The 25,132-nt window shown below is 66.3% G+C and carries 25 protein-coding genes; 4 read left to right on the top strand and 21 right to left on the bottom strand.

Annotated elements, in window-relative coordinates; translation table 11 throughout:
* The first annotated feature begins 205 nt into the window (after positions 1 to 205).
* A complete protein-coding gene (locus LJ760_RS17105) occupies positions 206 to 1,423 on the top strand; it encodes an MFS transporter (RefSeq protein ID WP_227924587.1) in 1,218 nt (405 codons plus the stop codon).
* On the opposite strand, the gene LJ760_RS17100 is transcribed toward LJ760_RS17105, so the two are convergent.
* The 5 genes from LJ760_RS17100 to infC all read right to left on the bottom strand — a co-directional run bounded on the left by LJ760_RS17100 (position 1,356) and on the right by infC (position 5,488).
* On the bottom strand, positions 1,356 to 2,303 hold the full coding sequence (locus LJ760_RS17100; protein WP_227924537.1) for a cation diffusion facilitator family transporter: 948 nt from the start codon (positions 2,301 to 2,303) through the stop codon (positions 1,356 to 1,358). The two genes, LJ760_RS17105 and LJ760_RS17100, sit on opposite strands and share 68 nt — an antisense overlap.
* 143 nt (positions 2,304 to 2,446) lie before the next feature.
* The gene (locus LJ760_RS17095) at positions 2,447 to 3,382 is read right to left on the bottom strand and encodes a TrmH family RNA methyltransferase (protein WP_227924536.1); all 936 of its coding nucleotides are present in this window, start codon (positions 3,380 to 3,382) and stop codon (positions 2,447 to 2,449) included.
* A gap of 18 nt (positions 3,383 to 3,400) precedes the next feature.
* Positions 3,401 to 4,051 (bottom strand): 50S ribosomal protein L20, sunset domain variant, encoded by a 651-nt coding sequence (rplT, locus tag LJ760_RS17090; protein WP_227924535.1) that lies wholly within the window; start codon positions 4,049 to 4,051, stop codon positions 3,401 to 3,403.
* A 119-nt stretch (positions 4,052 to 4,170) separates the two neighbouring features.
* A complete protein-coding gene (gene rpmI, locus LJ760_RS17085; protein ID WP_146363238.1) occupies positions 4,171 to 4,365 on the bottom strand; it encodes a 50S ribosomal protein L35 in 195 nt (64 codons plus the stop codon).
* A 109-nt stretch (positions 4,366 to 4,474) separates the two neighbouring features.
* On the bottom strand, positions 4,475 to 5,488 hold the full coding sequence (gene infC, locus LJ760_RS17080; RefSeq protein WP_260554879.1) for a translation initiation factor IF-3: 1,014 nt from the start codon (positions 5,486 to 5,488) through the stop codon (positions 4,475 to 4,477).
* A gap of 389 nt (positions 5,489 to 5,877) precedes the next feature.
* Here infC and LJ760_RS17075 point away from each other — a divergent pair, with 389 nt between their 5' ends.
* Positions 5,878 to 6,306, top strand: a complete 429-nt coding sequence (locus LJ760_RS17075; RefSeq protein ID WP_227924534.1) for a DUF1844 domain-containing protein — start codon at positions 5,878 to 5,880, stop codon at positions 6,304 to 6,306.
* Between the two features lie 108 nt (positions 6,307 to 6,414).
* Here LJ760_RS17075 and LJ760_RS17070 read toward each other — a convergent pair whose 3' ends face one another.
* The 8 genes from LJ760_RS17070 to LJ760_RS17035 all read right to left on the bottom strand — a co-directional run bounded on the left by LJ760_RS17070 (position 6,415) and on the right by LJ760_RS17035 (position 12,560).
* Entirely contained in the window at positions 6,415 to 7,725 is a 1,311-nt protein-coding gene (locus LJ760_RS17070; protein WP_227924532.1) for an MFS transporter, read from the bottom strand.
* Positions 7,726 to 7,758: 33 nt separating this feature from the next.
* Positions 7,759 to 8,607, bottom strand: a complete 849-nt coding sequence (locus tag LJ760_RS17065) for an SseB family protein (RefSeq protein WP_227924530.1) — start codon at positions 8,605 to 8,607, stop codon at positions 7,759 to 7,761.
* A 2-nt stretch (positions 8,608 to 8,609) separates the two neighbouring features.
* Positions 8,610 to 9,359: a bifunctional 1-(5-phosphoribosyl)-5-((5-phosphoribosylamino)methylideneamino)imidazole-4-carboxamide isomerase/phosphoribosylanthranilate isomerase PriA gene (gene priA, locus LJ760_RS17060; RefSeq protein ID WP_227924528.1), complete on the bottom strand. Its 750-nt coding sequence runs from the start codon at positions 9,357 to 9,359 to the stop codon at positions 8,610 to 8,612.
* Positions 9,360 to 9,381: 22 nt separating this feature from the next.
* On the bottom strand, positions 9,382 to 9,540 hold the full coding sequence (locus LJ760_RS17055; RefSeq protein ID WP_227924525.1) for a hypothetical protein: 159 nt from the start codon (positions 9,538 to 9,540) through the stop codon (positions 9,382 to 9,384).
* 8 nt (positions 9,541 to 9,548) lie between these two features.
* The gene (gene hisH / locus LJ760_RS17050) at positions 9,549 to 10,187 is read right to left on the bottom strand and encodes an imidazole glycerol phosphate synthase subunit HisH (protein ID WP_227924522.1); all 639 of its coding nucleotides are present in this window, start codon (positions 10,185 to 10,187) and stop codon (positions 9,549 to 9,551) included.
* A complete protein-coding gene (gene hisB, locus LJ760_RS17045) occupies positions 10,184 to 10,801 on the bottom strand; it encodes an imidazoleglycerol-phosphate dehydratase HisB (RefSeq protein ID WP_227924520.1) in 618 nt (205 codons plus the stop codon). Before hisB ends, hisH begins: the two co-directional genes overlap by 4 nt.
* A 119-nt stretch (positions 10,802 to 10,920) precedes the next feature.
* Positions 10,921 to 12,021, bottom strand: a complete 1,101-nt coding sequence (locus LJ760_RS17040) for a histidinol-phosphate transaminase (protein ID WP_227924519.1) — start codon at positions 12,019 to 12,021, stop codon at positions 10,921 to 10,923.
* Between the two features lie 107 nt (positions 12,022 to 12,128).
* Positions 12,129 to 12,560 (bottom strand): LysM peptidoglycan-binding domain-containing protein, encoded by a 432-nt coding sequence (locus tag LJ760_RS17035; RefSeq protein WP_227924518.1) that lies wholly within the window; start codon positions 12,558 to 12,560, stop codon positions 12,129 to 12,131.
* 438 nt (positions 12,561 to 12,998) lie between these two features.
* On the opposite strand from LJ760_RS17035, the gene lexA reads away from it, so the two are divergent.
* Positions 12,999 to 13,811 (top strand): transcriptional repressor LexA, encoded by an 813-nt coding sequence (gene lexA / locus LJ760_RS17030; RefSeq protein WP_227924517.1) that lies wholly within the window; start codon positions 12,999 to 13,001, stop codon positions 13,809 to 13,811.
* A gap of 108 nt (positions 13,812 to 13,919) precedes the next feature.
* Here lexA and LJ760_RS17025 read toward each other — a convergent pair whose 3' ends face one another.
* The gene (locus LJ760_RS17025) at positions 13,920 to 15,965 is read right to left on the bottom strand and encodes an ATP-dependent DNA helicase (protein WP_227924515.1); all 2,046 of its coding nucleotides are present in this window, start codon (positions 15,963 to 15,965) and stop codon (positions 13,920 to 13,922) included.
* Positions 15,958 to 17,523, bottom strand: a complete 1,566-nt coding sequence (gene hflX, locus LJ760_RS17020) for a GTPase HflX (protein ID WP_227924514.1) — start codon at positions 17,521 to 17,523, stop codon at positions 15,958 to 15,960. Before hflX ends, LJ760_RS17025 begins: the two co-directional genes overlap by 8 nt.
* Positions 17,524 to 17,691: 168 nt before the next feature.
* Between hflX and LJ760_RS17015 the strand changes: the two genes are divergently transcribed.
* Entirely contained in the window at positions 17,692 to 18,303 is a 612-nt protein-coding gene (locus tag LJ760_RS17015; RefSeq protein ID WP_227924513.1) for a class I SAM-dependent methyltransferase, read from the top strand.
* Here LJ760_RS17015 and dapF read toward each other — a convergent pair.
* The 6 genes from dapF to LJ760_RS17545 all read right to left on the bottom strand — a co-directional run bounded on the left by dapF (position 18,300) and on the right by LJ760_RS17545 (position 25,113).
* A complete protein-coding gene (gene dapF / locus LJ760_RS17010; protein WP_227924512.1) occupies positions 18,300 to 19,259 on the bottom strand; it encodes a diaminopimelate epimerase in 960 nt (319 codons plus the stop codon). The two genes, LJ760_RS17015 and dapF, sit on opposite strands and share 4 nt — an antisense overlap.
* On the bottom strand, positions 19,256 to 20,218 hold the full coding sequence (gene miaA / locus LJ760_RS17005; RefSeq protein WP_227924511.1) for a tRNA (adenosine(37)-N6)-dimethylallyltransferase MiaA: 963 nt from the start codon (positions 20,216 to 20,218) through the stop codon (positions 19,256 to 19,258). Before miaA ends, dapF begins: the two co-directional genes overlap by 4 nt.
* A 51-nt stretch (positions 20,219 to 20,269) precedes the next feature.
* On the bottom strand, positions 20,270 to 21,790 hold the full coding sequence (gene miaB, locus LJ760_RS17000) for a tRNA (N6-isopentenyl adenosine(37)-C2)-methylthiotransferase MiaB (RefSeq protein ID WP_227924510.1): 1,521 nt from the start codon (positions 21,788 to 21,790) through the stop codon (positions 20,270 to 20,272).
* 58 nt (positions 21,791 to 21,848) lie between these two features.
* Positions 21,849 to 22,637 (bottom strand): hypothetical protein, encoded by a 789-nt coding sequence (locus LJ760_RS16995; RefSeq protein WP_227924509.1) that lies wholly within the window; start codon positions 22,635 to 22,637, stop codon positions 21,849 to 21,851.
* Between the two features lie 100 nt (positions 22,638 to 22,737).
* On the bottom strand, positions 22,738 to 24,051 hold the full coding sequence (locus LJ760_RS16990) for a coiled-coil domain-containing protein (RefSeq protein ID WP_227924508.1): 1,314 nt from the start codon (positions 24,049 to 24,051) through the stop codon (positions 22,738 to 22,740).
* Between the two features lie 177 nt (positions 24,052 to 24,228).
* Positions 24,229 to 25,113: a regulatory protein RecX gene (locus LJ760_RS17545; RefSeq protein WP_331460740.1), complete on the bottom strand. Its 885-nt coding sequence runs from the start codon at positions 25,111 to 25,113 to the stop codon at positions 24,229 to 24,231.
* Between the last annotated feature and the right edge of the window lie 19 nt (positions 25,114 to 25,132).

Genomic DNA, 25,132 nt, shown 5'->3' with positions numbered 1-25,132 from the left:
TGTGCCTGCTCAGCCGGGATGATCCGTCCGCACAGGTCTACACCGGGGGTGCCCCTGCACTAGGCTGGAGGGGACGAAGCCGTCCCGGCGTCCGGCAGGAGCATTCTTCCTGCTCATTGACCGTGAGCGCCGTCCGCAGCGGCCCAGCCGCATCCCCACCTTGTGAAAGCGAAGCATGTCCCGGAGCAGTACCGCGCCCATTTCCATGTCCAGCCAGGGCTCACACCGCCGCACTTCTGCCGCCAAGGCCATAGTTGCCCTGGCCGTGGGAGGATTTGCCATCGGCACCACCGAATTCAGCATCATGGGCCTGCTGCAGGAGATGGTCGAAGACCTCCACATTTCCGTTCCCGCGGGCGGCCACGTCATTTCGGCCTATGCCTTCGGCGTGGTGGTCGGCGCCCCCGTGCTTGCGGCTCTCGGCGCACGTGTGCCGCGGAAGATGCTGGTGCTGGGCCTGATGCTCTTCTTCGCCCTGAGCAACTTGTCTTCGTTCTTTGCCGCAGATTATTCCTGGCTGCTTTTTACCCGGTTCCTGTCCGGCCTGCCCCACGGCGCATTCTTCGGCGTGGCAGCGGTCATTGCTGCTTCGCTGGTCGCTCCGACGCGGCGGGCCTGGGCCATCTCAATGGTCATGCTGGGCCTGAGCATCGCCAACGTGGTGGGTGTGCCGTTTGCTACCTGGCTGGGCCAGCAGGCCGGGTGGCGGTGGATGTTCGTCCTGGTCGCGGCCATCGGGCTCCTGACGGTCGCCATGGTCGCCCGTTTCGTCCCGTATCAGCCGACCCTTGCCGGGGCGAGCATCAAGAGTGAGCTCAGTGCCCTCGGGCGCGCCCAGGTCTGGCTGGCCCTCTTGGTGGGCACCGTCGGGTTCGGCGGATTCTTCGCGGTGTATTCGTACATCGCGCCGACCATGACTGAAGTGGCAGGCATCTCCGAGAATGTGCTGCCCGTCGTCGTCGGGCTCTATGGTGTGGGCCAGGTGATCGGCAACGTGGCCGGCGGACGGCTGGCCGACATCAACGTCATGGGCAGCATCTACGCGATCCTGGGCGGCACGGTGGTAATCCTGCTGGCCTACGCGTGGGCAGTGCAGTACGCCGTGACTGCGATGGTGCTGGTCTTCCTGGTGGGGCTGATCGGGTCAATGCTGACGCCGCCCCTGCAGACGAGGCTGCTGGATGTTTCGCCGGGCGCCGAGTCGCTTGCATCGTCACTGAACCATGCGGCCCTGAACCTGGCCAATGCGCTGGGTGCCCTGCTGGGCGGGGTCGTGATCGCCTGGGGCTGGGGGTACCGCTCCCCCGCTGTGGTGGGAGCGGTACTCGCCCTGCTTGGTTTGGCTATTGCGCTGATCAGCGGGTCACTTGACCGGCGTCCTGCGCGTTCTTCGAAGCGAATACATCAGGCTCCAGGTAAATAGCGGTAGCGATCGGTACCGCGGCACGGATCCGTGCTTCCGCGGCGTTGATGCCGTCGGCAATTTCCTGGCCGGTGTCGCTCTTGGCCATGGTGATCTTCGCGGCCACGAGAAGTTCCTCCGGACCCAGATGCAGGGTCTTGAGGTGGATGATCCGCGTATCGGGATCTTCCTGGAGGGCCGCTTCGATCCTGCGGACGTCGTCCTGCGTTGCAGACTCCCCGAGCAGCAGGGACTTCGTCTCCATGCCCAGGATTACGGCAATAACCACCAGCAGCACGCCGATCATGGCCGTGCCCAGCGCATCCCACATGCCGTTGTGGGTCACCAGGGTCATGGTCACACCGAACAGGGCGAAGATCAGGCCGAGGAGGGCGCCCAGGTCTTCTAGCAGGACAACCGGCAGTTCCGGTGCCTTGGCCGTACGCACGAACTGCTTCCAGCTCTGCTTGCCGCGCGTATGGTTCGATTCCCTGATGGCCGTGCGGAAGGAGAACGCTTCGGCAATGATCGCACCGACGAGCACTGCCAGCGGTACCCACCACCAGCGGCCTTCGATCGGGTGCGGATCCTGCCACTTGTGGTACGCCTCGTAGAGGGCGAAGAGGCCGCCGACGCTGAAGAGGACGATGGAGACGATGAACGCGTAAACGTAGCGTTCACGGCCGTAGCCGAAGGGGTGCTCGGGGCTGGCCTGGCGCCGTGCGCGTTTGCCGCCCACGAGCAGCAGGGCCTGGTTGCCGGAGTCGGCAACCGAGTGGATAGCCTCCGCGAGCATGGAGGATGAACGCGTTAAGGCGAAGGCAATGAACTTCATGACCGCAATGGCCAAGTTGGCGCTCAGTGCCGCGATAATCGCCTTATTACCGCCGCTGGCAGACATATAAGACCCGTTTCGCTTTGTACGTGGATTGGCTGGTTCAGCTGTCTGGAAACAACTGTTACCAATACGCTACATGGGAGAAGGGACAGCCATGCGCCGGTGCACAACCGCTGCCGGTTAGGCGCCGGGTTTACCTGTTCTGCTTACCTGTTCTGCGCGCGGGCCGAGGCATAGAGGCAGACGGTTGCCGCGGTCCCGACGTTCAGGCTTTCTGCCCGGCCGTAGAGCGGGACGGCCACGCGGTGGTCGGCTGCGGCCAGTTCTGCATCGGACAGGCCCTGGGCTTCGTTACCGAACAGCCAGGCTGTGGGCTGCTCGAGCTGTGGAAGGGCGGCCTCCGCGGCTCCGTCCGCCCCGTCGGGGCCGGAACTGCCGGTCTCCGCGGCGCCGCCGAAGCGGCGCACCGCACTGAGGTCCTGGAGCCGGTCAAGATTGACGTTGCCGTAGCCGTCGGCTGCCAGCACCGTGACGCCTGCGGTATGCAGGGCGTGGACGACGTCGCCGAAGTCGGCGCCGGTCACCACCGGCAGGTGAAAGAGTGACCCCGCGGTGGAACGCACCGCTTTGGGGTTGTAGATGTCCACGCTGGACGCCGTAAGCACTACGGCGTCGGCACCGGCGGAATCCGCTGCCCGCAGCACGGTGCCCGCATTGCCGGGGTCCCGCACCTCGCACAACACGGCAACGAGCTTCGCACCTGAGGCGAGGACTTCCTCGAGCGTGGTGGTGGAGGTGTGGCAGACCGCCACGATGCCCTGCGGGGAAACGGTGTCGGCCATGGCGGCCAGGACTTCGTCCGTGGCCAGGCGGAGCGTCACGCCAGAGGCCAGATCCGCCAGCTCGGGCAGACGATCCAGGCAGGCCTCGGTGGCATAGACCTCGTGGACGACGGCGGGGCCGCCGTCGACCGCGGCCGCACGGTGCGCGGAAAGCGCCTCCCGTACGGCCTGCGGCCCTTCGGCCAGGAAACGGCCGGATTTTAAGCGCGAAGAGCGCCCGGCAAGCTTCGCTACATCACGGACCCGATCGGCTCGGGGATTGGACATAAGCGGTGCCTGCGGGCGCCCTTCAAGGTTCATCGGCTTTTAGGAACCGACTTAGCCCTGGAACTTCTGGCGGGATTCTCCGCCAGCCGGCTCCAGGCCTGCAGCCTTGGCTGCTTCAACGGAGTTGAACCAGTACTCGGCAACGGTCTGCTCGTACCAGGTGGAACCCGGGACGTGGTACTTGCCCGAACCCAGGTTGCCCTTGATAACGAAGCCCTCCGGGGCGTCGCCCTCGGAAGCCTTGAATCCGCCCTGAGCGGTGGCAACGGCAGCAGCCGGCTTTTTGGCGGCGGGAGCTGCAGCCTTGGCAACCGGAGCGGCCGCGACGGCCGGAGCGGAGGTGTCGGACGGCAGTGCGTCCTTGGCAATCTGGACCAGTGCGGCGAAGGCAGCAGCGTCATTGACGGCCAGTTCAGCCAGCATGCGGCGGTCAACCTGGATCTCGGCCAGCTTCAGGCCCTGGATCAGGCGGTTGTAGGTCAGGCCGTTGGCGCGGGAAGCAGCGTTGATGCGCTGGATCCACAGGCGGCGGAAGTCGCCCTTACGCTTGCGGCGGTCGCCGTAGCTGTACACAAACGAGTGCAGCAGCTGCTCTTTGGCCTTACGGACCAGGCGCGAACGCTGTCCGCGGTAACCCTTGGCGCGCTCGAGAATAACCCGACGCTTCTTGTGGGCGTTAAGCGCCCGCTTCACACGTGCCACGTGCGTACTCCTTTTGGTAAATCTCCCCGACTTCAAAAAAGTCTCTGCACCTGTTGATCCCAGGCGGGGAAAGCTTGATGGGTGATGCCGGCCCGGACGGGTCGGCTATCGGGGACTGGCTAGATGCCGAGCATCTTCTTGATGACCTTGGCGTCCGCCGGTGCCACGAGCTTGTCGTTGGCGAGGCGGCGGGTCAGCGTGGAGGGCTTGTGCTCCAGGTAGTGGCGGCGGTTAGCCTGCTGGCGCTTGAGCTTGCCGGTACCGGTCAGCTTGAAGCGCTTCTTGGCGCCACTGTGGGTCTTCATCTTCGGCATGTCTACCGATCTCCTTTAGGTTTCCGCGGGCAGGCCCGCGGGGCTTCGGACACCTTGCGGGTGCCAGGGCTTATTACTGGACGCCGGAACGAGGCGCAGTGCAGTGAAACTACTCTGCAGTTCCGGGCTTGTTCTGGCCGGTGGTCCCCCGCGAGGAGGACGGCTTGCCGGCAGGCTTCGGTGCTGCGGCAGGCTTGGGCCGGGCTGCAGGCTTGGGCGCAGGCTTTGCCGCCGTCGGCTTCGGAACCGCTGCAGGCTTAGGCGCTGCGGCAGGCTTCGCTGCTTCTGCCGGCTTCGCGGGCTCGGCCGGAGCGGCGGGAGCGACAGCTTCAGCGGCAGGCGCTGCGGCCGGCTTGCTGGCTGCAGCCACACGGCGTGCCTCGGTTGCAGCCTTTTCGGCAGCTGCAGCCCTGGCCCGCTTTGCGGCCTGTTCCTTTTCAGCCTGCTCCTGCTCGGCGCGGGCCTTGTCGGCAGCTTCAGCGGAGGAACCCAAACGCAGTCCGTCCGGAAGCAGGTCCGCGAGGCTCTGCGTCATGGGAGCAGCCTTCTCGGAGGTGTTCACCCGTTCGGGTGCCTCCCCGTTCCGAACTGCCTCGTTCGCTGCCTTGGCATCGGCACGCTGTGTTGCCCGGCGCGCTTCTGCCTTGGCCTCGGCCTTGTTCTTCACCGGGCCAATGACCATGACCATGTTGCGGCCGTCGATACGCGGGGTGGACTCAACCACACCCACCTCGGCAACATCCTCAGCGAACTTGTTCAGCAGCTTCATACCCATTTCCGGGCGCTGCTGTTCACGTCCACGGAACTGGATCATGGCCTTGACCTTGTCACCGGCGGCCAGGAAGCGCATGGCGTGTCCGCGCTTGGTTTCGTAGTCGTGGGTGTCGATCTTCAGGCGGAAGCGGATTTCCTTCAGAACGGTGTTCGTCTGGTTCTTCCGGGCTTCGCGTGCCTTGACGGCGGCTTCGTACTTGTACTTGCCGAAGTCCATTAGTTTGCACACCGGAGGCTTGGCCTGCGGTGCTACCTCAACAAGATCCAGGTCAGACTCGGCAGCCAGGCGAAGCGCGTCCTCAATCCGGACCACTCCGACCTGCTCACCTGCCGGACCTACCAGCCGCACCTCGGGGACGCGGATCCGATCATTGATTCTTGGCTCGCTAATGTTGCAGCTCCTGTGCTCTTCAAAACGGCTACCGCCTGCAAATGAAGAAGGCCTCCAATTGCAAGCGCAATCGAAGGCCCTTTGGGGGTCGGCAGCAACTGCTTCGAAACCAGTTCGAAGGCAGTTAGCTCCCGGAATAAACCGCAGTAACACTGCAGCCCGTCCGGGGCCGACCTGAACCCGGCAACTCTGGCGCCAACGAGGGCGGTCAGGCTGACGCGGGTGGGAGGGGTCTCCGCTTGCATACCGGCGCCGTAGGCTTCCAGGAGGAAAGTGTGATTTTCATCCCGCCCGTGATGGGCATTGAAAGTAACGACAACCAGTCGGTCTGTGACAAGCTTACCAGTATGAGTACCCCACAGAGCAATCCGGCAGGCGAGGCAACCCGCCACTCCTTCCCGGGAACACCAGCAGAGTCCGAATCTGCGGCAGCAGCACAGCAGGAAGTCGTCGAGCAGATGCGCGACATTGCCGAGGTGCCGGCCATCGAGGTCATTACGACGGCGGCCGTGCACCTGATGAGCGCAGCAGCCGTGAAGTGCGGCCTGGCCGAAGGCGATGACGCCGACGAGCTCAAGGACCTGGACGAGGCCCGCAAGCTGATTACCGCCCTTGCCGGTTTCGTCACCGCCGCCGCTCCGGAGATCGGCAGCCAGCATGCCGGTCCGTTGCGCGATGGACTGCGTTCCCTGCAGCTGGCCTTCCGCGAAGCTTCCGTTATCCAGGATGCCCCGGGCAAGGGTCCGGGCGAAAAGTTCACCGGTCCCGTCAGCTAGGACTAGCCTCCTCCCCCACACCATTGAACGCCCGAAGGTCCTGACGCCGGCAGCTGCCGGCACCGCGGAATCCGCGGCAGGCCCTTCGGGCTTTTTCGTGCCCGGAAGCTAGCTGACCGGAGCCGAGCGCCGGGCGAACTGTCGGACCGTGAGCGTCACCAGCACCAGCACCGATGCGGCGCCGCCGGCCATCAGGAAGCCGGACCAGGGGCCAATGACGTCGATAGCCAGGCCTGCCACCGGCGCGCCCAGCGCGGTGCCGGCGGTCATTGACGAGCCGTACCAGCCCATCGCTTCACCCCGCCGTTCCTCCGACACGAGGTCGGCAACCCGCTCGGATGCCGAAGACAGCACCGGCGCGCAGAGCAGGCCTGCGGGGATGGAAAGCAGCGCCAGGCTGAGGGTGCTGGTGGCGAAAGCCATCGGCATGGTCAGGACGGCCATCGTCAGGAGCAGCAGCATCGGCGAGATCCGCCGGTTCATGGCACCGTAGAGAATCCCGCCGACAGCGGAGGCTGCGCACCACGCGACGAACACGATGCCGACCTCTGACGGGTTTCCGCCTGCTTCCACCAGCGCCACCATGCCGACATCGGTGCTGGACAGCAGCAGGCCGGCGCCGACGGCGACGGCAAAGACCACGGCCACGCTCGGGGTGAACCAGCCGAAGTTCCCCGCGACGCCGTTTCGCAGCCTGCCGAACAGATTCTGCGGCCCGTCCGGCAGTCCCGCCCCGGTGAGTTCCATCGGTGCTTCCTGCACGTTGGCCGGGGCCACGGCCACCGCGGCGGCCGCAGCGGCATCCTGCTCGTCTGCGGCGGTCACGGCGTTCCGGGGTTCCACGGACCGGGTCGGCGGGTTGAACCAGATCAGCAGCAGTCCCGCTACTGCGGCGGACACCCCGACGGCGGTCAGTCCGACGACGGACGAGCGCGTTGCTATAACTGCGCCCAGGGCGGGACCCATCATGAAAATAAGCTCGGTGGCGATGGAATCCAGCGCAAAGGCGGTGCGCCGCTGTTCGCCGGTGGCCAGGACGCCCAGCGACTGCCGCACGACGCTGAAGACCGGAAGGGTGAACACGCCGCCGATCAGCGCCAGGACCAGCAGCCATTCGAAGCTGGCGTGCGGAGCAAGGCTCCAGATGACAGCTTCGGCAATAACGGAGGGAATCAGGGCCCGCCGCAGGCCCACGGTGTCCACGCGGCGGCCTCGCCAGGGGGCACCCACTGCTATGCCGATGGTGACGACGGCGGCTACCGCGCCGGCGGCCGCGTAGCCCTTGTCCATGGTGTTGACCACGTGCAGGGTCAGCAGCACTCCGGCGGCGGAATGCGGGAAACGGGCGATCATCCCGATGAGCAGCACACGGCGGATAGGAGCTATCCGCAGCATCTCGCGGTACAGGCCAAAATTCACGGCAGTTCTCTTCTGGCGGCTACGCCGGACGGGTCAGCGCGTGATTTTCAGGTCAAGTGAATCCACGCGCTCAACAAACTCGGGGTTGGCAGTCAGGCGCTGCTGCAGTCCGGCCGCCAGGGCAGAAACGTCCTGCGGATCAAGTCCGGGCGCTAGCTGAAGCACCATTCTAAGCTCAGGGCCGGTCCCTCCCCCGCCCACCGGAGCACCGGCGGCAGTCCTGGACGCGGTCCCCGGCCCCTGTTGGAGGGTGACGGCCAGGATCCGGGGGTCCGGCCCGGCGGCGGTTTCGGCCGCCGCGACGAGGCCGGCGTCGGCGTACGAGGGCACCCACTCCTGCTGCTGGGCCAGGGCCCACATGGCCGGGCGCCGCACCACGAAGGTGAACTCGGCTCCCGGGTCGATAACCAGCAGCTGGGCGTCTTCGGCGACGGCGGAGAGTGCGGCGCGGTTGGCGTAGACCGCAACCGGCCGGGCTTCGGGATGCCAGTGTTCCAAAGCGTCCACGGAGGTGAATACCGGCAGCGCCTTGCGGCCGTCCGGGGCGTTGAGCGTCACAAGCGCCATATCGGCCTGCTTGTCCGCGGTCAGCCCGTGGTCGGATTCGGCTTCCTCCCCCAGCACGGCGATGATCGGCACGAAGACGCGGGCCGTGGCCAGGGAGGCTACGACTTCCGCTTCGCTTCCGCTCCCGGCAATCAGTTTCGCCAGGGCCGCCGCGTATCCCGGGTCGGTCCGTCCGCTGTCTGAATCGAAGTTGTGCAGCGGGTTTCCCTCACCGGCCAGGTCCCGTCCGGACCACGGCCGGCCCGCGGAATCGGTGGGGCCGCCGGCGCCGGCAAGGGCCGCCGCAATGTGGCCGGGTAGTTCGCGTGCTGCCATACCTAGCGTTCCGGGTGGCCGGCGACGTCGAAGGCCTGGGGCAGCGTGAACGCGCCGGCGTAGAGTGCCTTGCCCACAATGGTGCCTTCGAGCCCCAATGGAACCAGTTCCCGGAGCGCGGCCAGGTCATCGAGGCTGGAGATGCCGCCGGAGGCGACCACCGGACGGTCGGTGCGTTTCAGTACCTCGCGGAGCAGTTCCAGGTTGGGCCCGCGCAGCGTGCCGTCCTTCGTCACATCGGTAACCACGTAGCGGGCGCAGCCTGCCTCTTCCAGCCGGGCCAGGACCTCCCAGAGGTCCCCGCCTTCCTGGGTCCAGCCGCGTGCGGCGAGGGTGGTGCCGCGTACGTCGAGGCCGACGGCGATGGCCTGGCCGTAGCGGGCAATGGCGCTGGCGGTCCACCCCGGGTTCTCCAGTGCCGCGGTTCCCAGATTGACGCGGGCAGCGCCGAGCTCCAGGGCCTTTTCGAGCGACTCGTCGTCCCGTATCCCGCCGGACAGTTCCACCTTGATATCCAGGGACTTCACTACGCGGCTGAGCAGGTCAAGGTTCGAACCTCGCCCGAACGCTGCGTCGAGGTCCACGAGGTGGACCCATTCGGCGCCGTCGTTCTGCCAGGCCAGGGCTGCGTCCAGCGGATCGCCGTAGCTGGTCTCGCTGCCTGCCTCGCCCTGCACCAGTCGCACGGCTTGGCCGTCCGCTACGTCTACGGCGGGCAGCAGTTCAAGGACAGGGGTTTCGCTGAAGGGCATTTGGATGCTTTCGGTGGTGGGGTCAGGAAAGGTCGAGGGTCAGCAGGTACGCGCCCAGCAGGGCCATTCCGGCCAGGACCCAGAAACTGATAACGATGATTTTGGACATGCCCTGGCTGCGGAAAGACACCGCACCGCCGATGAGCAGTCCGGCCAGGCCCATGAGGATAACGCTCCACATATCGGCGCCTAGCCCAGGGTCTTCAGCCAGTTGTTCAGCAGCGCCGCGCCGGCGTCACCGGACTTTTCCGGATGGAACTGGGTGGCCGACAGGGCGCCGTTCTCCACCGCGGCGATGAACGGGCCGCCGTGGTCCGCCCAGGTGACCTGCGGCGGGCGCATTGCCGGCTGGGTGACGTCGAAGTCCCATTTCTGCACGCCGTAGCTGTGCACAAAATAGAACCGCTCGTTCTCGATGCCCTCAAACAGGGCCGATCCTTCGGGCGGCGTCACGGTGTTCCAGCCCATGTGGGGCACGACGTCGGCGGCCAGGCGCTCGACCACGCCGGGCCATTCGCCCATCCCCTTGGTCCGGACACCGTGTTCCACGCCTTCGTCAAAGAGGACCTGCAGGCCTACGCAGATACCCAGGACCGGCCGGCCCCCGGCTACGCGGCGCCCGATCATGCGGATCGCATCCACGTCCTTGAGGCCCTGCATTACCGCCGCGAATGCTCCGACGCCGGGCACCACCAATCCGTCGGCGTTCAGCACGTCGTCAGGCTTGGCGCTGAGCGTGACGTTGGCGCCGGCGTGTTCCAAGGCGCGGACAGCCGAACGGATGTTGCCGGATCCGTAGTCCAGGACAGTGACGTTGCGGGAAGTCACAGTGCTCCCTTCGTGGAGGGGATGCCCTCGACGCGCGGATCGGATTCGACGGCTGCGCGCAGGGCGCGGGCAAAGGCCTTGAACTGGGCCTCGACGATGTGGTGCGGATCGCGTCCGCCAAGGACCCGCATGTGAAGGCAGATCTGCGCGTGCAGGGTGATGGCTTCGAACACGTGGCGGGTCAGGGATCCGGTGAAGTGTCCGCCGATCAGGTGGTATTCCTGGCCGGCGGGTTCCCCGGAGTGCACCAGGTAAGGACGCCCGGAAATATCGACGACGGCGTTTGCCAGCGCCTCGTCCAGGGGTACCGTGGCTTCCCCGAAGCGGCGGATGCCGGCCTTGGTACCCAAGGCGGTCTTCAGCGCCTCGCCGATGCTGATCGCGATGTCCTCGACCGTGTGGTGCACGTCGATGTGGGTGTCGCCGGTGGCCCGGACGGTGAGGTCCATCAGCGAGTGCTTGGCCAGCGCGGTCAGCATGTGGTCATAGAACGGCACCGAGGTGCTGATGTCGGCGCGGCCGGTGCCGTCCAGGTCCAGCTCGACGAAGACAGACGATTCGCTGGTGGTCCGCTCAAGGCGGGCGGTGCGTCCGGTGGCGGTCTCCACAGTCATGGGGTTCCTTCACGAAGATTGGAAGCGGGGCAATAGGCAAAGCCCCGGCAGGTCATCAGTTTAGTCCCGAACGCCCCGACTCACTGAAACCGGGGACATCCTGGGCGCCCGGCTTCCGCTCAGGCAGCGAGCAGTTCCCGCAGCCGGGTCAGGAACGCAGTGGTTTCGGCTTCGGTGCCGGCTGTGACCCTCAGGTGGCCCTCGATGCCGATGTCGCGGACGAGTACGCCGGCTTCGAGCAGACCTTCCCACACCGCCCGCGGATTCTCCATACCGCTGAACAGCACGAAATTGGCGTCCGACGGCGCCGGTTCCAGTCCGAGCGCACGCAGTTCCGCCACGATGCGGTCCCGCTGGCCCTTGATGTCTTCCACGTTGGAGAGGAGCGCATCGGCGTGCGTGAGGGCAGCATTCGCAGTCGCCTGCGTGATGGCGGAGAGGTGGTAGGGCAGGCGGACCAGTCGCAGGGCGTCCGCAATCTGCGGCGCTGCGGCAAGGTAGCCGATCCGGGCCCCGGCGAGTGCGAAGGCCTTCGACATGGTCCGGGAAACAATCAACCGTTCCCGGCCAGGGAGCAGCTGCAGTGCACTGGGGGTATCGGCGTGGGAGAACTCTGCATACGCCTCATCGACCACGACGATGGCGTTCGAAGCTTCTCCCGCTTCATAGGCGGCTTCGATCACGTCCAGTTCCAGGGCAGTACCCGTGGGGTTGTTCGGGGTGCACAGGATCACGATGTTGGGTGCCTGCGCCCGGATCTGCTCCGCAGCCGATTCGGGGGTCAGGGAGAAGTCCCGCTCCCGCGTGCCGGTGACGTACGCGGTGCCGGTGCCGCTGGCGAGCAGCGGGTACATGGAGTACGTCGGAGGGAAACTCATGGCCGTCCGCCCTGGTCCGCCGAACGCCTGCAGGATCTGCTGGAGAACCTCATTGGAACCGTTACCGGCCCAGATATTCTCCGCAGCCAGTCCGTGGCCGAGGTATTTGGCCAGGTTTTCCCGCAGCAGGGTGAATTCGCGGTCGGGATATCGGTTCAGGCCGGCGACCACTGATTCAATCTCGGCCAGAATGGCCCGGCGCACATGCTCCGGAAGTCCGTGGGTATTTTCGTTGACGTTCAGCAGGATGGGCACATCCAGCTGAGGGGCGCCGTACGGGGTCAGGCCCCGCAGATCATCGCGCAGGGGAAGTCTGTTCAGGTTTTCCAGCTGTTCGTTCACTTCTACAGCTTAGGACGCTCTGCGGTGACGTTGTATTTGAGCGACTTCCAGCACGCCTCTGTTACGGGCACGCAGGTAAGGATCATCGGAGCGCGCTGGCCGTTGGATCAGCGCGAGACCGGGATGTAAATCTGGCTGCCGGCGGGGACGGTGGCGTCCGCCAGGTTGTTGAGTTCCACGATGTCGGCGACCACGGTGCGGGGATCCCGGTCCGGGGCGAACTCGGTGGCGAGCGACCACAGTGAATCCCCGGCGGATACACCCACCTGGATGGTGTGTGTCTGCTCCGGGGAGCCCCCCGAGGCCATAGCCGGTGCGGTGAAGAATCCGATGAAGACCAGCAGTGCAGCGGCCACGATCATCAGCGGGGCGCCGACCAGGACGAGCCGGCCGCGGCGGGTCAGGCGCAGCGGGACCGACGCCTGGGTGTCCGCGGTGTTGGCCATGCGGGCGGGGTCAGCGGCCCGGTCGGGGGCAGATTCAGTGAGGCTCTGTGCAGTGAAGCTCTGTGCAGCGAGGGGAAGTACGTGTACTGACATGTCAATACCTTTCCGGTCCGAAGAGCAGCTCCGCCGATTCCCCCGCTTCCCGTAAAAGCACCGGGAAAAACAGTGTGGCTCGAAACTGCATTCGAACATCTGGTGGGTCCGCCGAGGTGTCGGCGGACCGTTTTTCTACTCAGGGTCGAACATATGTTCGAAGCTGTACTCGAACATTTCTAGCACCTATCTACGAACATTGTCGAGACTCGCTCGAATATATGTTTGAAAATATGCCTGCGCTCCCCTAGCGTTGAACCTGTTGGAAGCGGCTGGAACCAACTAACCATCCGGCACTGACAAAACAGCTTGGCGGGATAGACCACCGCAGGGAACCACCGCATCGAATCACCGCATCGAATCACCGCAGGACAAACCAGATACACCGCTAGAACCATCCGGCCCGCATCCACGGGCCGACTGTGAAGGGAAGCCGACGTGGCCCGTGTTACCAATGGCAGCACCCCCTCCCCTGCCGCGCCCGCGCCGGCAGGACGCACCAAGGGCCTTACCGCCCGGCAGACGAAGATCCTGGAGACCATCCAGCGTTCGGTGAATGCGAACGGCTACCCGCCCTCCATGCGGGAGATCGGCGACATTGTGGGGCTGGCCAGCCTTTCCAGCGTTACGCACCAGCTGAGCCAGTTGGAGAAGCTGGGCTATATCCGCCGGGACCCCAAGCGCCCGCGTGCCATGGAGATACTGGTTCCGCTCCTGCTCCGTGATGCTCCTGTGCGCCGAGGCAACGGCAAGGCGGCGAACGGCGGGAACGCCGCGGAGGCTGCTGAAGGTGCAGCAAAGGGCGACCCGGAATCCGGCGGCGGCAGCTCACGCACGCAACGTTCCGGCAGCGTCTCCGACCTCACCACAGCAATCGACACGGCGATGGTTCCGCTGGTCGGACGGATCGCCGCAGGCGGACCCATCCTCGCCGACCAGCAGGTTGAAGAGATGGTTCCCCTTCCGCGCCAGCTCGTAGGGCACGGCGACCTGTTTATGCTTCGCGTGGCGGGCGACTCCATGGTGGATGCGGCCATCTGCGACGGTGACTGGGTGGTTGTCCGCCGCCAGCCCACCGCCGAAAACGGTGACATTGTCGCGGCCCTGCTCGAGGACGAAGCAACCGTGAAGACCTTCCGGCAGCGCAACGGACATACCTGGCTGCTGCCCCAGAACACCCGCTACGAGCCGATCCTCGGTGACGAAGCCACCATTATGGGCAAAGTCGTTTCAGTGATGCGCTCGCTCTAGGCACAAGCAGAACGTCCTGGTCAGACGTCAAAAGGACCATGCAAAAGCAGCGCCGCCGGTACACGGCGGCGCTGCTTTTTGTTTCCGGGATCCCCTTCCCCGGCGGTTTTACTTCTTCGCGCCCGCGGGTTCCGCCGCGAGCCGCTTCAGCGCCTGAAGCACCACGGAACGGTCGGTGGTGGACCAGAAGGGCGGCAGGGCGGCCCGCAGGAAACTGCCGTAGCGCGCGGTTGCCAGGCGTGAGTCAAGCACGGCCACCACTCCCTTATCCCCGGAGGCGCGGATCAGCCGTCCTGCGCCCTGGGCGAGCCGGACGGCTGCGTGGGTCGCCGAGACGCTCATGAAGCCGTTGCCCCCGGCCTTGGCAACCGCCCGGGTGCGGGCGGTCATCAACGGATCGTCGGGACGCGGGAACGGAATCCGGTCAATGATGACCAGCCGGCAGGAGGCTCCGGGGACGTCCACGCCCTGCCAGAGGGACATGGTGCCGAACAGGCAGGTCTCGTCCTCGTCAGCAAACTGCTGGACCAGGGCGGACATGGTGGATTCGCCCTGGCAAAGGATCGGAAAGTCGACCCGCTTCCGCAGCGCTTCCGCAGCTTCCTCCGCGGCACGGCGGGAAGAGAACAAACCCAGGGCACCGCCGCCGGAGGCCTTGATCAGCGACTCCAGCTCATCCAGCTGCTCCGGGGAGGTGCCGCGTCCCGGTTTCGGCAGGTCCTTGGCTACGTACAGGACTCCCTGCCGCGGGTAGTCGAAGGGGCTGCCGACGTCGGTCCCCGTCCATTTCGGTGCACCGGCACCCAGCAGCCCCAGGGCTCCGGCGACCGGACCGAACTCCGCCCCGATGGCGAGGGTGGCCGAGGTAAGCACGACGGTGTGTCCGTCGAACAGGCCTTCGCGCAGCCGTCCGGCCACGGACAGCGGTGCAACGTTGATGGTGGGCGGTGCGTCGTCTTCCGGAGCGGTGTAGCCGGTGCCCGGTGAGAAGGTGCTGGCACGCGATGCCCACAGCACTTCCCCTGAATTCACTGCGTCAAGGATGCGTTCACACAGTTCCAGGACGGCCATCAGGCGGGAACGTGCCATCTGGCGGCCGCCGTCGACGGCGTCGGAGCCTTCGGGCTTGGAATCTGACAGCGCGGTGCGGCAGGCTTCCCGCACTGCGCCCAGGACCAGTTCCTGGTCTTCGGACAGCCCGGCGGCCAGCAGTCCGGAGGGCACCGGGGCAAACACGGAGTCGAAAGCCCGGCCGGCAGCGGCAAGCGGCTCCATGGTGGCGGACGTGTGCTTGCGTGCTGCGGAGACCGCCGCGGAAATCACTGTTCCGGAGAGTTGTCCGGTGACCGCTCCGGTGACGCGGTCCTGCAGCTCGTGTGCCTCGTCGATCACCACCACGTCATAGTCCGGCAGGACGGCCAGTCCCTCGAACGCGCTGATGGCCAGCATCGCGTGGTTGGTGATCACCAGATCGGCAACGGCGGCCTTGGCCCGTGCCTGTTCGCTGAAACAGGCCTCCGCCACCGGGCACTTCTGCGCCCCCAGGCACTCCATCGAGGTGACGGACACCTGACGCCAGGCACGGTCGCTGACGCCGGGAAGCAACTCGTCCCGGTCGCCGGTTTCCGTTTCCTGCGCCCATTCCTGCAGGCGCACGACGTCGCGCCCCAGCGCCGAGGTGGGCCCGCCGGCGGGAGCGGGATGGGAGACAGCCTGCTCGTCGCCAAGCAGGAACAGTGTTCCGGCTTCGTCTTCTTCGGGGAATCCGCCGCCGGTCTTGTGGACACAGACGTAGTTGCTGCGGCCCTTGAGCAAGGCAACGTCGACTTCCCGCGGAAGCTTCGGTTCCAGGGTCTTCAGCAGGCGCGGGAGGTCACGCCCGACGATCTGTGACTGCAGGGCCAACGTGGCAGTGGAAACCAGCGCGGGTTTGCTGCTCTCCAAGGCGTGTGCAATCAGCGGGATCAGGTAGGCGAGCGACTTGCCCGTACCCGTTCCGGCCTGCACCAGCAGGTGGTCGCCGGACTCGATGGCCTCGGCCACCTGCCGTGCCATCTCGTGCTGGCCGGGCCTGTTCTGCCCGCCCATGGCCGCTACCGCCGTGTCAAGCAGATCCAGGACCTGGTCCGGTCCCTGCGGCGCTTTCCTACCCATGGGTCACGAACTGCTCCAGCTCTGCTGCCAGCCCTTCACGAACCTTCACATGGAGCTGGGTGCCGGCTTCGCCGTGTTCCAGGGAGAGGATCTCGGCGTCCTCCTGGTGCAGGCGGGAGACGACGTCGCCGCGCTCGTAGGGCACCAGCAGTTCCAGGTCCACGCCGGGGCGCGGAATGCCCTCGGAAATCGCCTGCAGCAGCTCGGGGATACCCTCGCCCGTACGCGCCGAGACGACCACGTGCCGCGGCTCGCGCTGGCGCAGCCGCTCAAGCACGAACGGATCCGCTGCGTCGGCCTTGTTCAGCACGATAATTTCGGGCACCTTGCGGGCGTCGACTTCGGTGAGGACGGTCCGGACGGCCGCGATCTGGCCCTCCGGGTCCGGGTGCGAAGCGTCAACCACGTGCAGGATCAGGTCTGCGTCGGCTACTTCCTCAAGGGTGGAGCGGAAGGCTTCCACCAGCTGGGTGGGCAGCGATCGGACAAACCCTACGGTGTCCGCGAGCGTGTAACCGATTCCGTCCTCGGTTTGGGCCTTGCGGATAGTGGGATCCAGGGTAGCGAACAGTGCGTTCTCCACCAGTACCCCGGCATCGGTGAGCCGGTTCAGCAGCGAGGACTTTCCTGCGTTGGTGTAGCCGGCAATGGCGACGGAGGGCACCGAGTTGCGGTGGCGGTTGGCCCGCTTGGTTTCGCGTGCCGGCTTCATAGCCGCGATTTCGCGGCGGAGCTTGGCCATCCGCGTGCGGATCTTCCGGCGGTCCAATTCGATCTTGGTTTCACCGGGGCCGCGCGAACCCATGCCGGCGCTGGCGCTGCCGACCTGGCCGCCTGCCTGCCGGGACATCGATTCGCCCCAGCCACGCAGGCGCGGCAGAAGGTATTCCAGCTGTGCCAGTTCCACCTGGGCCTTGCCCTCGCGGGACTTTGCATGCTGGGCGAAGATGTCCAGGATGAGCGCTGTCCGGTCGATGACCTTGACCTTGACGATGTCTTCCAGCCCGCGGCGCTGGGACGGAGCCAGCTCACTGTCCACGATGACCGTATCTGCACCGGTGGCCGTCACAATGTCCTTGAGTTCCTGGGCCTTGCCGGAACCGAGGAAGGTGCCGGGGTCCGGCTTGAGCCGTCGCTGGATGATGCCGTCCAGGACTTCGGATCCCGCAGTCTCAGCCAGTGCCGCAAGTTCCTTCAACGAGTTCTCGGCGTCGGCGGCAGTGCCCTCGCTCCAGAGCCCGGCAAGGACGACCCGTTCCAGCCGCAGCTGGCGGTATTCGACCTCGGTGACGTCCTCGAGTTCCGTCGAGAGCCCGGCAACGCGGCGCAGTGCACGGCGTTCTTCCAGGTCCTGCTGCTCGCCGTCGTGGACGGAGTGCTCGCTGTCGCCGTCAGAAAGTGCCTGGGCACGGCCCCGCTGCTTGTCGCCGGGGGCCTTTGCTTCGACCGCGCTGTCCTTGGCGAGAATCCTGTCGATGACACCTTGGATATCCGAAGGACTCAGTTCGGGTGTGGAACTGTCCGTCGAATGCACGGGACGGGAGTTGTTGATGGTCATAATCTCCTTATTGGAACGTACTTTCCATGGTAGGCCAGTGAACCGACAAATCCTCAGGAAAACAACCTTCTCCGCAATGGATCCCTACCGCGCCAGCTGTCCTTTACAACCCGTACGGCCACCCATAAATTCCATGCCACACGCCTGCAGCGACTAATCTGGACTGTTATGGCAACAGAGCACTACTTCTCCTCCACACCGTCCGGGCCCGAGGTCCGCAAACCGCTGCGCGTCAGCCTCAACGGGACCGAACGGACCCTGCAGACAGCGGGCGGGATCTTCAGCCCCGATGGGATCGACAAGGGCACGATGGTGCTGCTGGAGGAAGTTCCCGCGCCGCCGGAAACCGGCAACCTGCTGGACATCGGCTGCGGCTGGGGACCCATCGCCCTGACCCTGGCGCTGAAATCCCCGGCGGCCCGGGTCTACGCCGTCGACGTCAACGAACGCTGCATCGCGCTGACCCGGGATAACGCAGCGGCGTTGGGCTGTGGAAACGTCACGGCCTCCCTGCCGGAGGAGGTGGACCCGGAAGTACGCTTCGACACCATCTGGTCCAACCCGCCGATCCGGATCGGCAAAGAGGAGCTGCACGCCCTGTTGCTGCTCTGGCTGCCGCGCCTGGCGCCGGGAGGAACTGCCTGGCTGGTGGTGCAGAAAAACCTGGGCGCGGATTCCCTGCAGCGCTGGCTGGCGGAGACCCTGCCGTCCGGATTCACCGTCTCCCGCCACAGCACCGCGAAGTCCTTCCGGACCCTGAAGGTGGACCGCAGCGCCTAGAGCAGGGTTCCGCGTGCCACCAGTACGGCCGGTCCGCTGAGCTCCACATGTTCGCGGCCGTCGGGCCCGGTCAGGAAACGGACGCCGACGACGCCGCCCGGCACCGTCACGGCCCAGTCATCGGGTGCTTCGGCTCCGGCCCAGAACCGGGTGGCTACGGCGGCCGCACAGGCGCCGGTACCGCAGGAGAGGGTTTCGCCGACGCCGCGCTCGTGGACGCGCATGGTGAGGAGCCCCACCCCGTCTTCTACGAGCGGCTCGGCCGGGACCACGAACTCCACGTTGGTTCCGTGCTCCGGCTCCGGCTGCACTGACGGTGCTGCGGTCAGGTTGGTTGCTGCCAGTTCGTCCAGTTCCGCGAGGGCCACGACGGTGTGCGGGTTACCCATGCTGACGGACAGGCCCGGGCGGGGCACCTCCAGTCCGTCTGCGTTGACCACCGTGTCCATGGATTTGGCAGCCGCATGGTCGGGGTAAATGAACTCCCAGGGCCCCATGTCCACCGCATAGCCGCCGGCCATCCGGGTTACGGTCTTGATCCCCGCGCGGGTACCGATCACCAGGGATGCGCCTTCGGCCAGTTCCACCAGCCGCTCTTCCAGCAGGAAGTGCACGAAGACGCGCACCCCGTTCCCGCACATTTCGGAGATGCTGCCGTCCGAGTTCCGGTAGTCCATGAACCACTCGGCTTCCGGAGCCGTCTGCAGCAGGGCACGGCCTTCAGGGAGATGCTCGGACCGGACGGCCCGGATGAAACCGTCACCGCCCACACCGCGGTGCCGGTCACAGACAGCGGCTACCTCGTCGGCGGCCAGGTCATGCGCAGCGTCGGGATCGGCTACCAGCACAAAGTCGTTGCCGGTGCCGTGCCCCTTCGCGAAGGGCAGTCCCGCAAGGGAAGAGGGAAGGCCGGAGGCGGACAGAGATGCGGCGGAGGAGGCAGAAGTATTGGTCACTTACCAAGGATACTGGGCGGGTGCCCTTCCCGGACGGCCGCGGCCGCCCGGGCCACCAGCCGGGGGTCGTTATGCTCCAGCCAGGTGATCCGGGGATCCGCACGGAACCAGGTCAGCTGCCGGCGGGCGAACTGGCGGGTAGCCACCACTGTTGCCGCCGAGGCTTCCGCCACGGACGATTTCCCGTCCAGGACGGCCAGGAACTGTGCGTATCCCAGGGCGCGCGAGGCGGTCCGGCCGGTCCGCAGTCCTGCCGGCTCAAGCCGCCGGACTTCTTCGAGCAGCCCCTGTTCCACCATCTTGTCCACCCGGCGGGCCAGGCGCTCATGCAGCACCGGACGTTCCACGCTGAGGCCGATCTGCACGGCCGGCAAGACGTACTGGCGCACCGGCATGAAGGAACTGAAGGGGCGTCCGGTCAGCTCGACCACCTCCAGTGCGCGTACCACCCGGCGCGCATCGGAGATCCGTTCGGCCGAGACGGGGTCCACTTCCCGCAGCCTGTCCTGCAGCACGGACAGGCCCCGGGTTTCCAGTTCGGCTTCGATCCCGACGCGGACCGCCGGGTCGGTGCCCGGAAATTCCAGGACGTCCAGTGCGGCCCGGACGTACAGGCCGGAACCGCCGACCAGGATGGGGTACCTGCCCCGAGCCCGGATTTCGGAAATCAGCTCCCGTGCCTGCGCCTGGAAGGCCGAGACGCTTGCCTCTTCGGTCACGTCCATGATGTCCAGCAGGTGGTGCGGCACGCCGCGGCGTTCGGCTACGGAAATCTTCGCGGTGCCGATGTCCATCCCCCGGTAGAACTGCATGGAATCTGCATTAATCACTTCCCCGCCGAGTTCCAGGGCCAGGGCAACGCCGAGGTCGGATTTTCCGGACCCGGTAGGACCGACGACGGCGATCACCGGCCGTTCGTCGGCGGACGGCACGGAAGCGGACGGTATGGAAGCACTCAAGGGGGTTACCGCCGGGGACTTGGGGAGACTTTGGGAAGGGTTCACGGGCACTCAGGAACGCGGCGGCAGCGCGGGCATGCCCAGGGACACACCGGTGCGCGTGCCTGCAGGTCCGGCCGGTACGCCGCAGGACTCGGCCTGCGAGCGGTCCCAGGCATCACCTGCGCGCGAACGCCGCAGCGAGTAGTCCGCAGGTCCGGCGGGGTCGGAGATCAGGTGGAACGCAGCGGCCCCGGTGACGGGCACGGTTACGAGGTCGCCCGGGCGGGGTGCCGGCGCGCCGTCGGGCACCGAGAAGTGCACCAGGCGCTGGTCCCGGGAACGTCCGGAGAGACGTCCGGTCTCGCCGGATTTGCGGCCCGAAGCGGCGGTGACCATGACCTCGACGGTGGTGCCCACCTGTTTGGCGTTTTCCTCGGCTGCAATCCGGTCCTGCAGCGCGGTGAGGCGTTCATAGCGCTCCTGCACCACGGCCTTGGGAAGCTGGTCGGCCAGTTCCGCCGCCGGGGTGCCCGGACGCTTCGAATACTGGAAGGTGAAGGCGGTGGCGAAGCGGGACCGCTCGACGACGTCGAGGGTGGCGGCGAAGTCCTCTTCCGTCTCCCCCGGGAAGCCGACAATGATGTCCGTGGAAATGGCCGCGTGCGGCATCCGCTCGCGGACCTTGTCCAGGATGCCCAGGAACTTCTTTGACCGGTAGGAGCGGCGCATGTCCTTGAGGACCTTGTCCGAGCCCGACTGCAGCGGCATGTGCAGCTGCGGCATCACGTTGGGCGTCTCGGCCATGGCCTCAATGACGTCGTCGGTGAAAGCCGCAGGGTGCGGGCTGGTGAACCGAACCCGTTCCAGGCCCTCGATGTCGCCGCAGGCACGCAGCAGCTTGGCGAAGGCCCCGCGGTCGCCGAACTCCACCCCGTAGGAGTTTACGTTTTGTCCGAGCAGCGTTACCTCGATGGCACCGTCGTCCACCAGGGCCCGGATTTCCGCCAGGATCTCCCCCGGCCGCCGGTCGCGTTCCTTGCCGCGCAGCGACGGGACGATGCAGAAAGTGCAGGTGTTGTTGCAGCCCACGGAGATCGAGACCCATCCCGAATACACGGAATCGCGTTTGGTGGGCAGCGTGGAGGGAAAGACGTCCAGCGACTCCAGGATCTCCAGCTCGGCCTTGGCATTGTGCCGGGCCCGTTCCAGCAGTGCCGGCAGGGAACCGATATTGTGTGTGCCGAAGACGGCGTCCACCCAGGGGGCCTTGCGCAGGATCGTATCCCGGTCTTTCTGGGCCAGGCAGCCGCCCACGGCAATCTGCATCCCGGGCCGCTTTTCCTTGACCGGCGCCAGCTGCCCGAGATTGCCGTACAGCTTGTTGTCCGCGTTCTCCCGCACGGCACAGGTATTGAACACAACGATGTCCGCCAGTTCGCCGTCGGACGGCACATAACCCGCGCCTTCCAGCAAGCCCGAAATCCGCTCGGAATCATGCACATTCATCTGGCAGCCGAAGGTACGCACCTCGTACGTGCGGGGCTGGGCCGCAGGGGCCTCGGGGGCGGGAGAAGAAACAGTCAAACTCACCCTCCTAGGGTACGTCCATCGGCGGTACCGTCCGGCATGCCCCGCGGCAGACTTTTTCCTAATACCAGTTGTTGGCGTAATGGAAACTGAGTGCGCTGCAGGGGCTGCCGTAGCGGGACGCAATGTAGTCCAGGCCCCAGTTGATCTGCGTGGAATAGCTGACTTTCCAGTCGGCTCCGGCCACTTGCATCTTTTCCGCCGGGAGGGACTGCGCAATTCCGTAGGCCCCGCTGCTGGGATTGAGGGCACTGGTCAGCCATTCCGATTCCTTGGTCCAGAGCGTGTCGAGGCAGGTCAACTGGCCCGCATCCCAGCCGCGGGCGGGCAGGGCCGCGGCAGCGTAGGCCTTGGCTCCGGCTGGATCGTCCAGCGGTACGGCGGCTCGGGCCGCTTCTTCCGCAGCCGATTGCGCGGCTGCCTCCGCTGCAGTGCTCCGTGCGGCCTCGTCGGCTGCGGCCTTCGCTGCGGGCTCCCGGTGGTCCGGGTCCTCACCCTCTGTTCCCGTCCCTGCTCCGGCCGCCAGGGGTTTCTCCGCCGCCTGCCGATCGGGCACGTTGCCAGTGGCTGGGTGCTCGTCCGGTCCTGCTGCACTGTCCCTGCCGTCGTCGGCGTCATCTGCGTTGCCTGCGTCCTCGGCGGCGGCAAGGAGCGGCTCGGCCAGGTTCACCAGCTGGATACCGGCCGTGGCCCGGAGGTTTGCTCCGGCAGTGCCAAGGGCAGCGCCGGAGACACTCGCCACGGCCAGGGAACCCAGCGCGGTTGCGGCACCTAGGCGGAGCCGCCGACGGCGTCGCACGGCTCGTCGGATGCGGGTCTGGTCGCGTCGGGTGAAGTTAGTTGAAGTCACAAGCGCAGGACCGTATCGGAGTTTTCTGGGAAAAGTCTCAAAACGGTAACGCTGCTATTGACGTTGGCCAGGTAACCTACCTGCCCGCACAGGTACCCGCTCAGTACCAGTTATTGCGCTGCCAGAAGGCGTAGGCCGCACACGGTGTGCCATACCGGGACTTGATGTAGTCCAGTCCCCAATTGACCTGGGTCCGGTAGTTGGTCTGCCAGTCGGAACCGTGGCTCGACATATTGCTTCCCGGCAGGGACTGCGGGATGCCGTAGGCGTCGCTGTAGGGATTGTCCGCGGTGGTTAGCCAGTTGGACTCGTGATTCCAGAGGATGACCAGGCAGCGGAACTCGTTCCCGTCCCAGCCGTAGTCGCCCATGCGCCCGGATGCGTAGTTCTGTGCACCCGCCGGATCGTTCACCGGCTGCCCCGGTGCGGGCGCGGGCGGAGGGGCAGGCGGGACCGGGGCAGGTGCGGGGGCGGGTGCGGGTGCGGGCTGAGGCGCAGGCACCGTGACTGCCGGGGGCCGGGTTCCCGGCGGGTTGGGTGCCGCCCCGACCGGCGGATTCGGCGGCTGCTGCCCCTTCGGCGCGGACTCTCCTGCAGCCGCCCGTTCCGCGGCGTCGTGCTGTTCCTGAAACACCTTCTCGGCGGCTATCCCGCGGAGCCGGGCCTCCTCCGCGGCGGCTGTGCTGCCGTGTAGATCTGCCAACTGTGCAAGCAGGACGGCTTTGCGGGCTTCTTCATCCTGTACTGCCTTGCCTGCGGCCGCGGCCGAGGCTCCTGCCTCTTGGAGTGCCTTTTCCGCTTCGGCGGCAAGCTCGGCCCGGGCATTCCTTGCTTCCTGTTCCTGCTCCCGGAATCCGTCAGCAACTTTTTCGGACGCCACTGCACCGGCATACAGGTTGCCCGCCCGAGACGAGACCCTGTCCATAAGGTCCGCGCCGTGCAGGGCATCTGCCGAGGCATCCGTGTCGAGCAGCATCAGCGTCATGCTGTCGGAAGCGGACCCGCCGGACTTGTAGGTTTCGGCCGCAAGCCCGGCGACTTGCCGCATCAATTCAGCGGACTGCTGCGCGGCCGCTTCCCGCTGCGCAGCCAGGGCCGCAAGCTCCTTGTCGCTGGCGGCAAGGGCATCCTTGGCCTCGTTGTGGCGGTTCGCTGCCTCCACTGCCGCATCGCCCAGGGATCCGGCGTCCTCGCGCAGGTCCGTAAGCAGACCCTCCAGCTTCTCTGCTTCAGCGGCTTTGGCCGATTCAGAGGATTTTGCCTGCTGGATATCCTCCCAGGAAGGGTAGGGATCCGCCGCGGAACCGGGCGAGGCAGTGAGGACCGCCGAGGCAAGGACGCCCGTAAGGACCAGGGCATAGAACGGGGTTCTCCGGGCACGCAACGGAGAGAATCGACCTACTGGATGCAACATGGGCCCCGCCAACCTCATCTTTAACATGGTTGGCACAGCATACGATACGGCGCGTCGGATTGACACCACGACTAATGGCGCCGGTTATTTCCTGTTCGGCGCACTGCGCCCGGGTACATTCAGGCCCGCTTCGCCATGCGCCGCGGGCCGGCCGGGCTCCGGCCCGCAGTCCGCAGGTTAGACGGAGTCCCCCCTGGCATCCCGGACTTCACCGATTACTTCGGCCGCTACCCGAAAGCCGAGCGACGGGGAATAACCCTTCCGGGCCAGCATCCCCACCAGTCGGCGGGTCTGTTTGTCGCGCACGCCGCGGTCGGAAAGATCGGCAGAGGCCTGGAGTTTTTTCCTCGCCAAGGCGCGCGCCGCTTCGAGTTCGTCGTCGGCGCTGACCTGTTCAAGCGCTTCGGCGGCGAGATCCGGTGCAATGCCCTTTTCCGTCAGTTCGCGCCGCAGGGCCCCGCGGGCAAGGGACTTGCTCTGGGAGCGGCTACGGACCCACAGCCGCGCAAACTCGGCATCATCCACGAGTTGCACTTCTTCGAAACGGTCAAGGACCGCAGCTGCGGCTTCCGGCGGGATTTCCTTTTCCGCAAGCTTGGTTTCAAGCTGTCTGCGGCTCTTGGGCGAGGCAGTCAGCTGGCGCAGGACGATGGCTTTCGCCTCGGCGTAAGCTTCCTCGGGCGTCAGCGGGACAGTTTCCTCCGGTTGGTCCGCGTCTGCATCCTGCTGCCCCCAGCCCTGCCGCCCGCGGCCGGGCTTTTTCCCGCCCCGCTTCGACCCGGAGCCGCCTGTCCCGGGTTCCGCCCAGGGCTCGTCGGCGGGGGCTTCCTCGCCGAAACCGTCTTCCTTGAAGGCATCGGGGGTCTTTGCGGGCGGCTTCCGGCGGCGGGCAGGTTTGGAAGCGTCAGGTTTGGCGTCCACCGGCCCGGGTGCGGTGCGCGGTGTCTTCGCGCCGCCCGGAGCGGTCCCGCCGCCGGCGGGCGCGGTTGCCGACGCGGCCGCGCTGATTTCGGCAAGCCGCCGCTTCAGCTCTGACAGGGTCTCTTCCTGCGAGGTATCCATAACCATCCGCTCCAGGGAC

Origin of the sequence: Arthrobacter sp. zg-Y895 (genome assembly GCF_020731025.1) — a bacterium.
Taxonomy (GTDB): Bacteria; Actinomycetota; Actinomycetes; order Actinomycetales; family Micrococcaceae; genus Arthrobacter_B.
The sequence above is the reverse complement of the archived record's forward strand: the minus strand, read 5'-3'. Positions and strand labels throughout refer to the sequence as shown.

Excerpts from the sequence above, each read along its gene's own strand:
- LJ760_RS17105 (WP_227924587.1), top strand. The coding sequence starts at position 206 with ATGTCCAGCCAGGGCTCACACCGCCGCACTTCTGCCGCCAAGGCCATA.
- LJ760_RS17100 (WP_227924537.1), bottom strand. The coding sequence starts at position 2,303 with ATGTCTGCCAGCGGCGGTAATAAGGCGATTATCGCGGCACTGAGCGCC.
- LJ760_RS17095 (WP_227924536.1), bottom strand. The coding sequence starts at position 3,382 with ATGAACCTTGAAGGGCGCCCGCAGGCACCGCTTATGTCCAATCCCCGA.
- rpmI (WP_146363238.1), bottom strand. The coding sequence starts at position 4,365 with ATGCCGAAGATGAAGACCCACAGTGGCGCCAAGAAGCGCTTCAAGCTG.
- LJ760_RS17075 (WP_227924534.1), top strand. The coding sequence starts at position 5,878 with ATGAGTACCCCACAGAGCAATCCGGCAGGCGAGGCAACCCGCCACTCC.
- LJ760_RS17065 (WP_227924530.1), bottom strand. The coding sequence starts at position 8,607 with ATGGCAGCACGCGAACTACCCGGCCACATTGCGGCGGCCCTTGCCGGC.
- priA (WP_227924528.1), bottom strand. The coding sequence starts at position 9,359 with ATGCCCTTCAGCGAAACCCCTGTCCTTGAACTGCTGCCCGCCGTAGAC.
- LJ760_RS17055 (WP_227924525.1), bottom strand. The coding sequence starts at position 9,540 with ATGTGGAGCGTTATCCTCATGGGCCTGGCCGGACTGCTCATCGGCGGT.
- hisB (WP_227924520.1), bottom strand. The coding sequence starts at position 10,801 with ATGACTGTGGAGACCGCCACCGGACGCACCGCCCGCCTTGAGCGGACC.
- LJ760_RS17035 (WP_227924518.1), bottom strand. The coding sequence starts at position 12,560 with ATGTCAGTACACGTACTTCCCCTCGCTGCACAGAGCTTCACTGCACAG.
- LJ760_RS17025 (WP_227924515.1), bottom strand. The coding sequence starts at position 15,965 with ATGGGTAGGAAAGCGCCGCAGGGACCGGACCAGGTCCTGGATCTGCTT.
- hflX (WP_227924514.1), bottom strand. The coding sequence starts at position 17,523 with ATGACCATCAACAACTCCCGTCCCGTGCATTCGACGGACAGTTCCACA.
- LJ760_RS17015 (WP_227924513.1), top strand. The coding sequence starts at position 17,692 with ATGGCAACAGAGCACTACTTCTCCTCCACACCGTCCGGGCCCGAGGTC.
- LJ760_RS16990 (WP_227924508.1), bottom strand. The coding sequence starts at position 24,051 with ATGTTGCATCCAGTAGGTCGATTCTCTCCGTTGCGTGCCCGGAGAACC.
- LJ760_RS17545 (WP_331460740.1), bottom strand. The coding sequence starts at position 25,113 with ATGGATACCTCGCAGGAAGAGACCCTGTCAGAGCTGAAGCGGCGGCTT.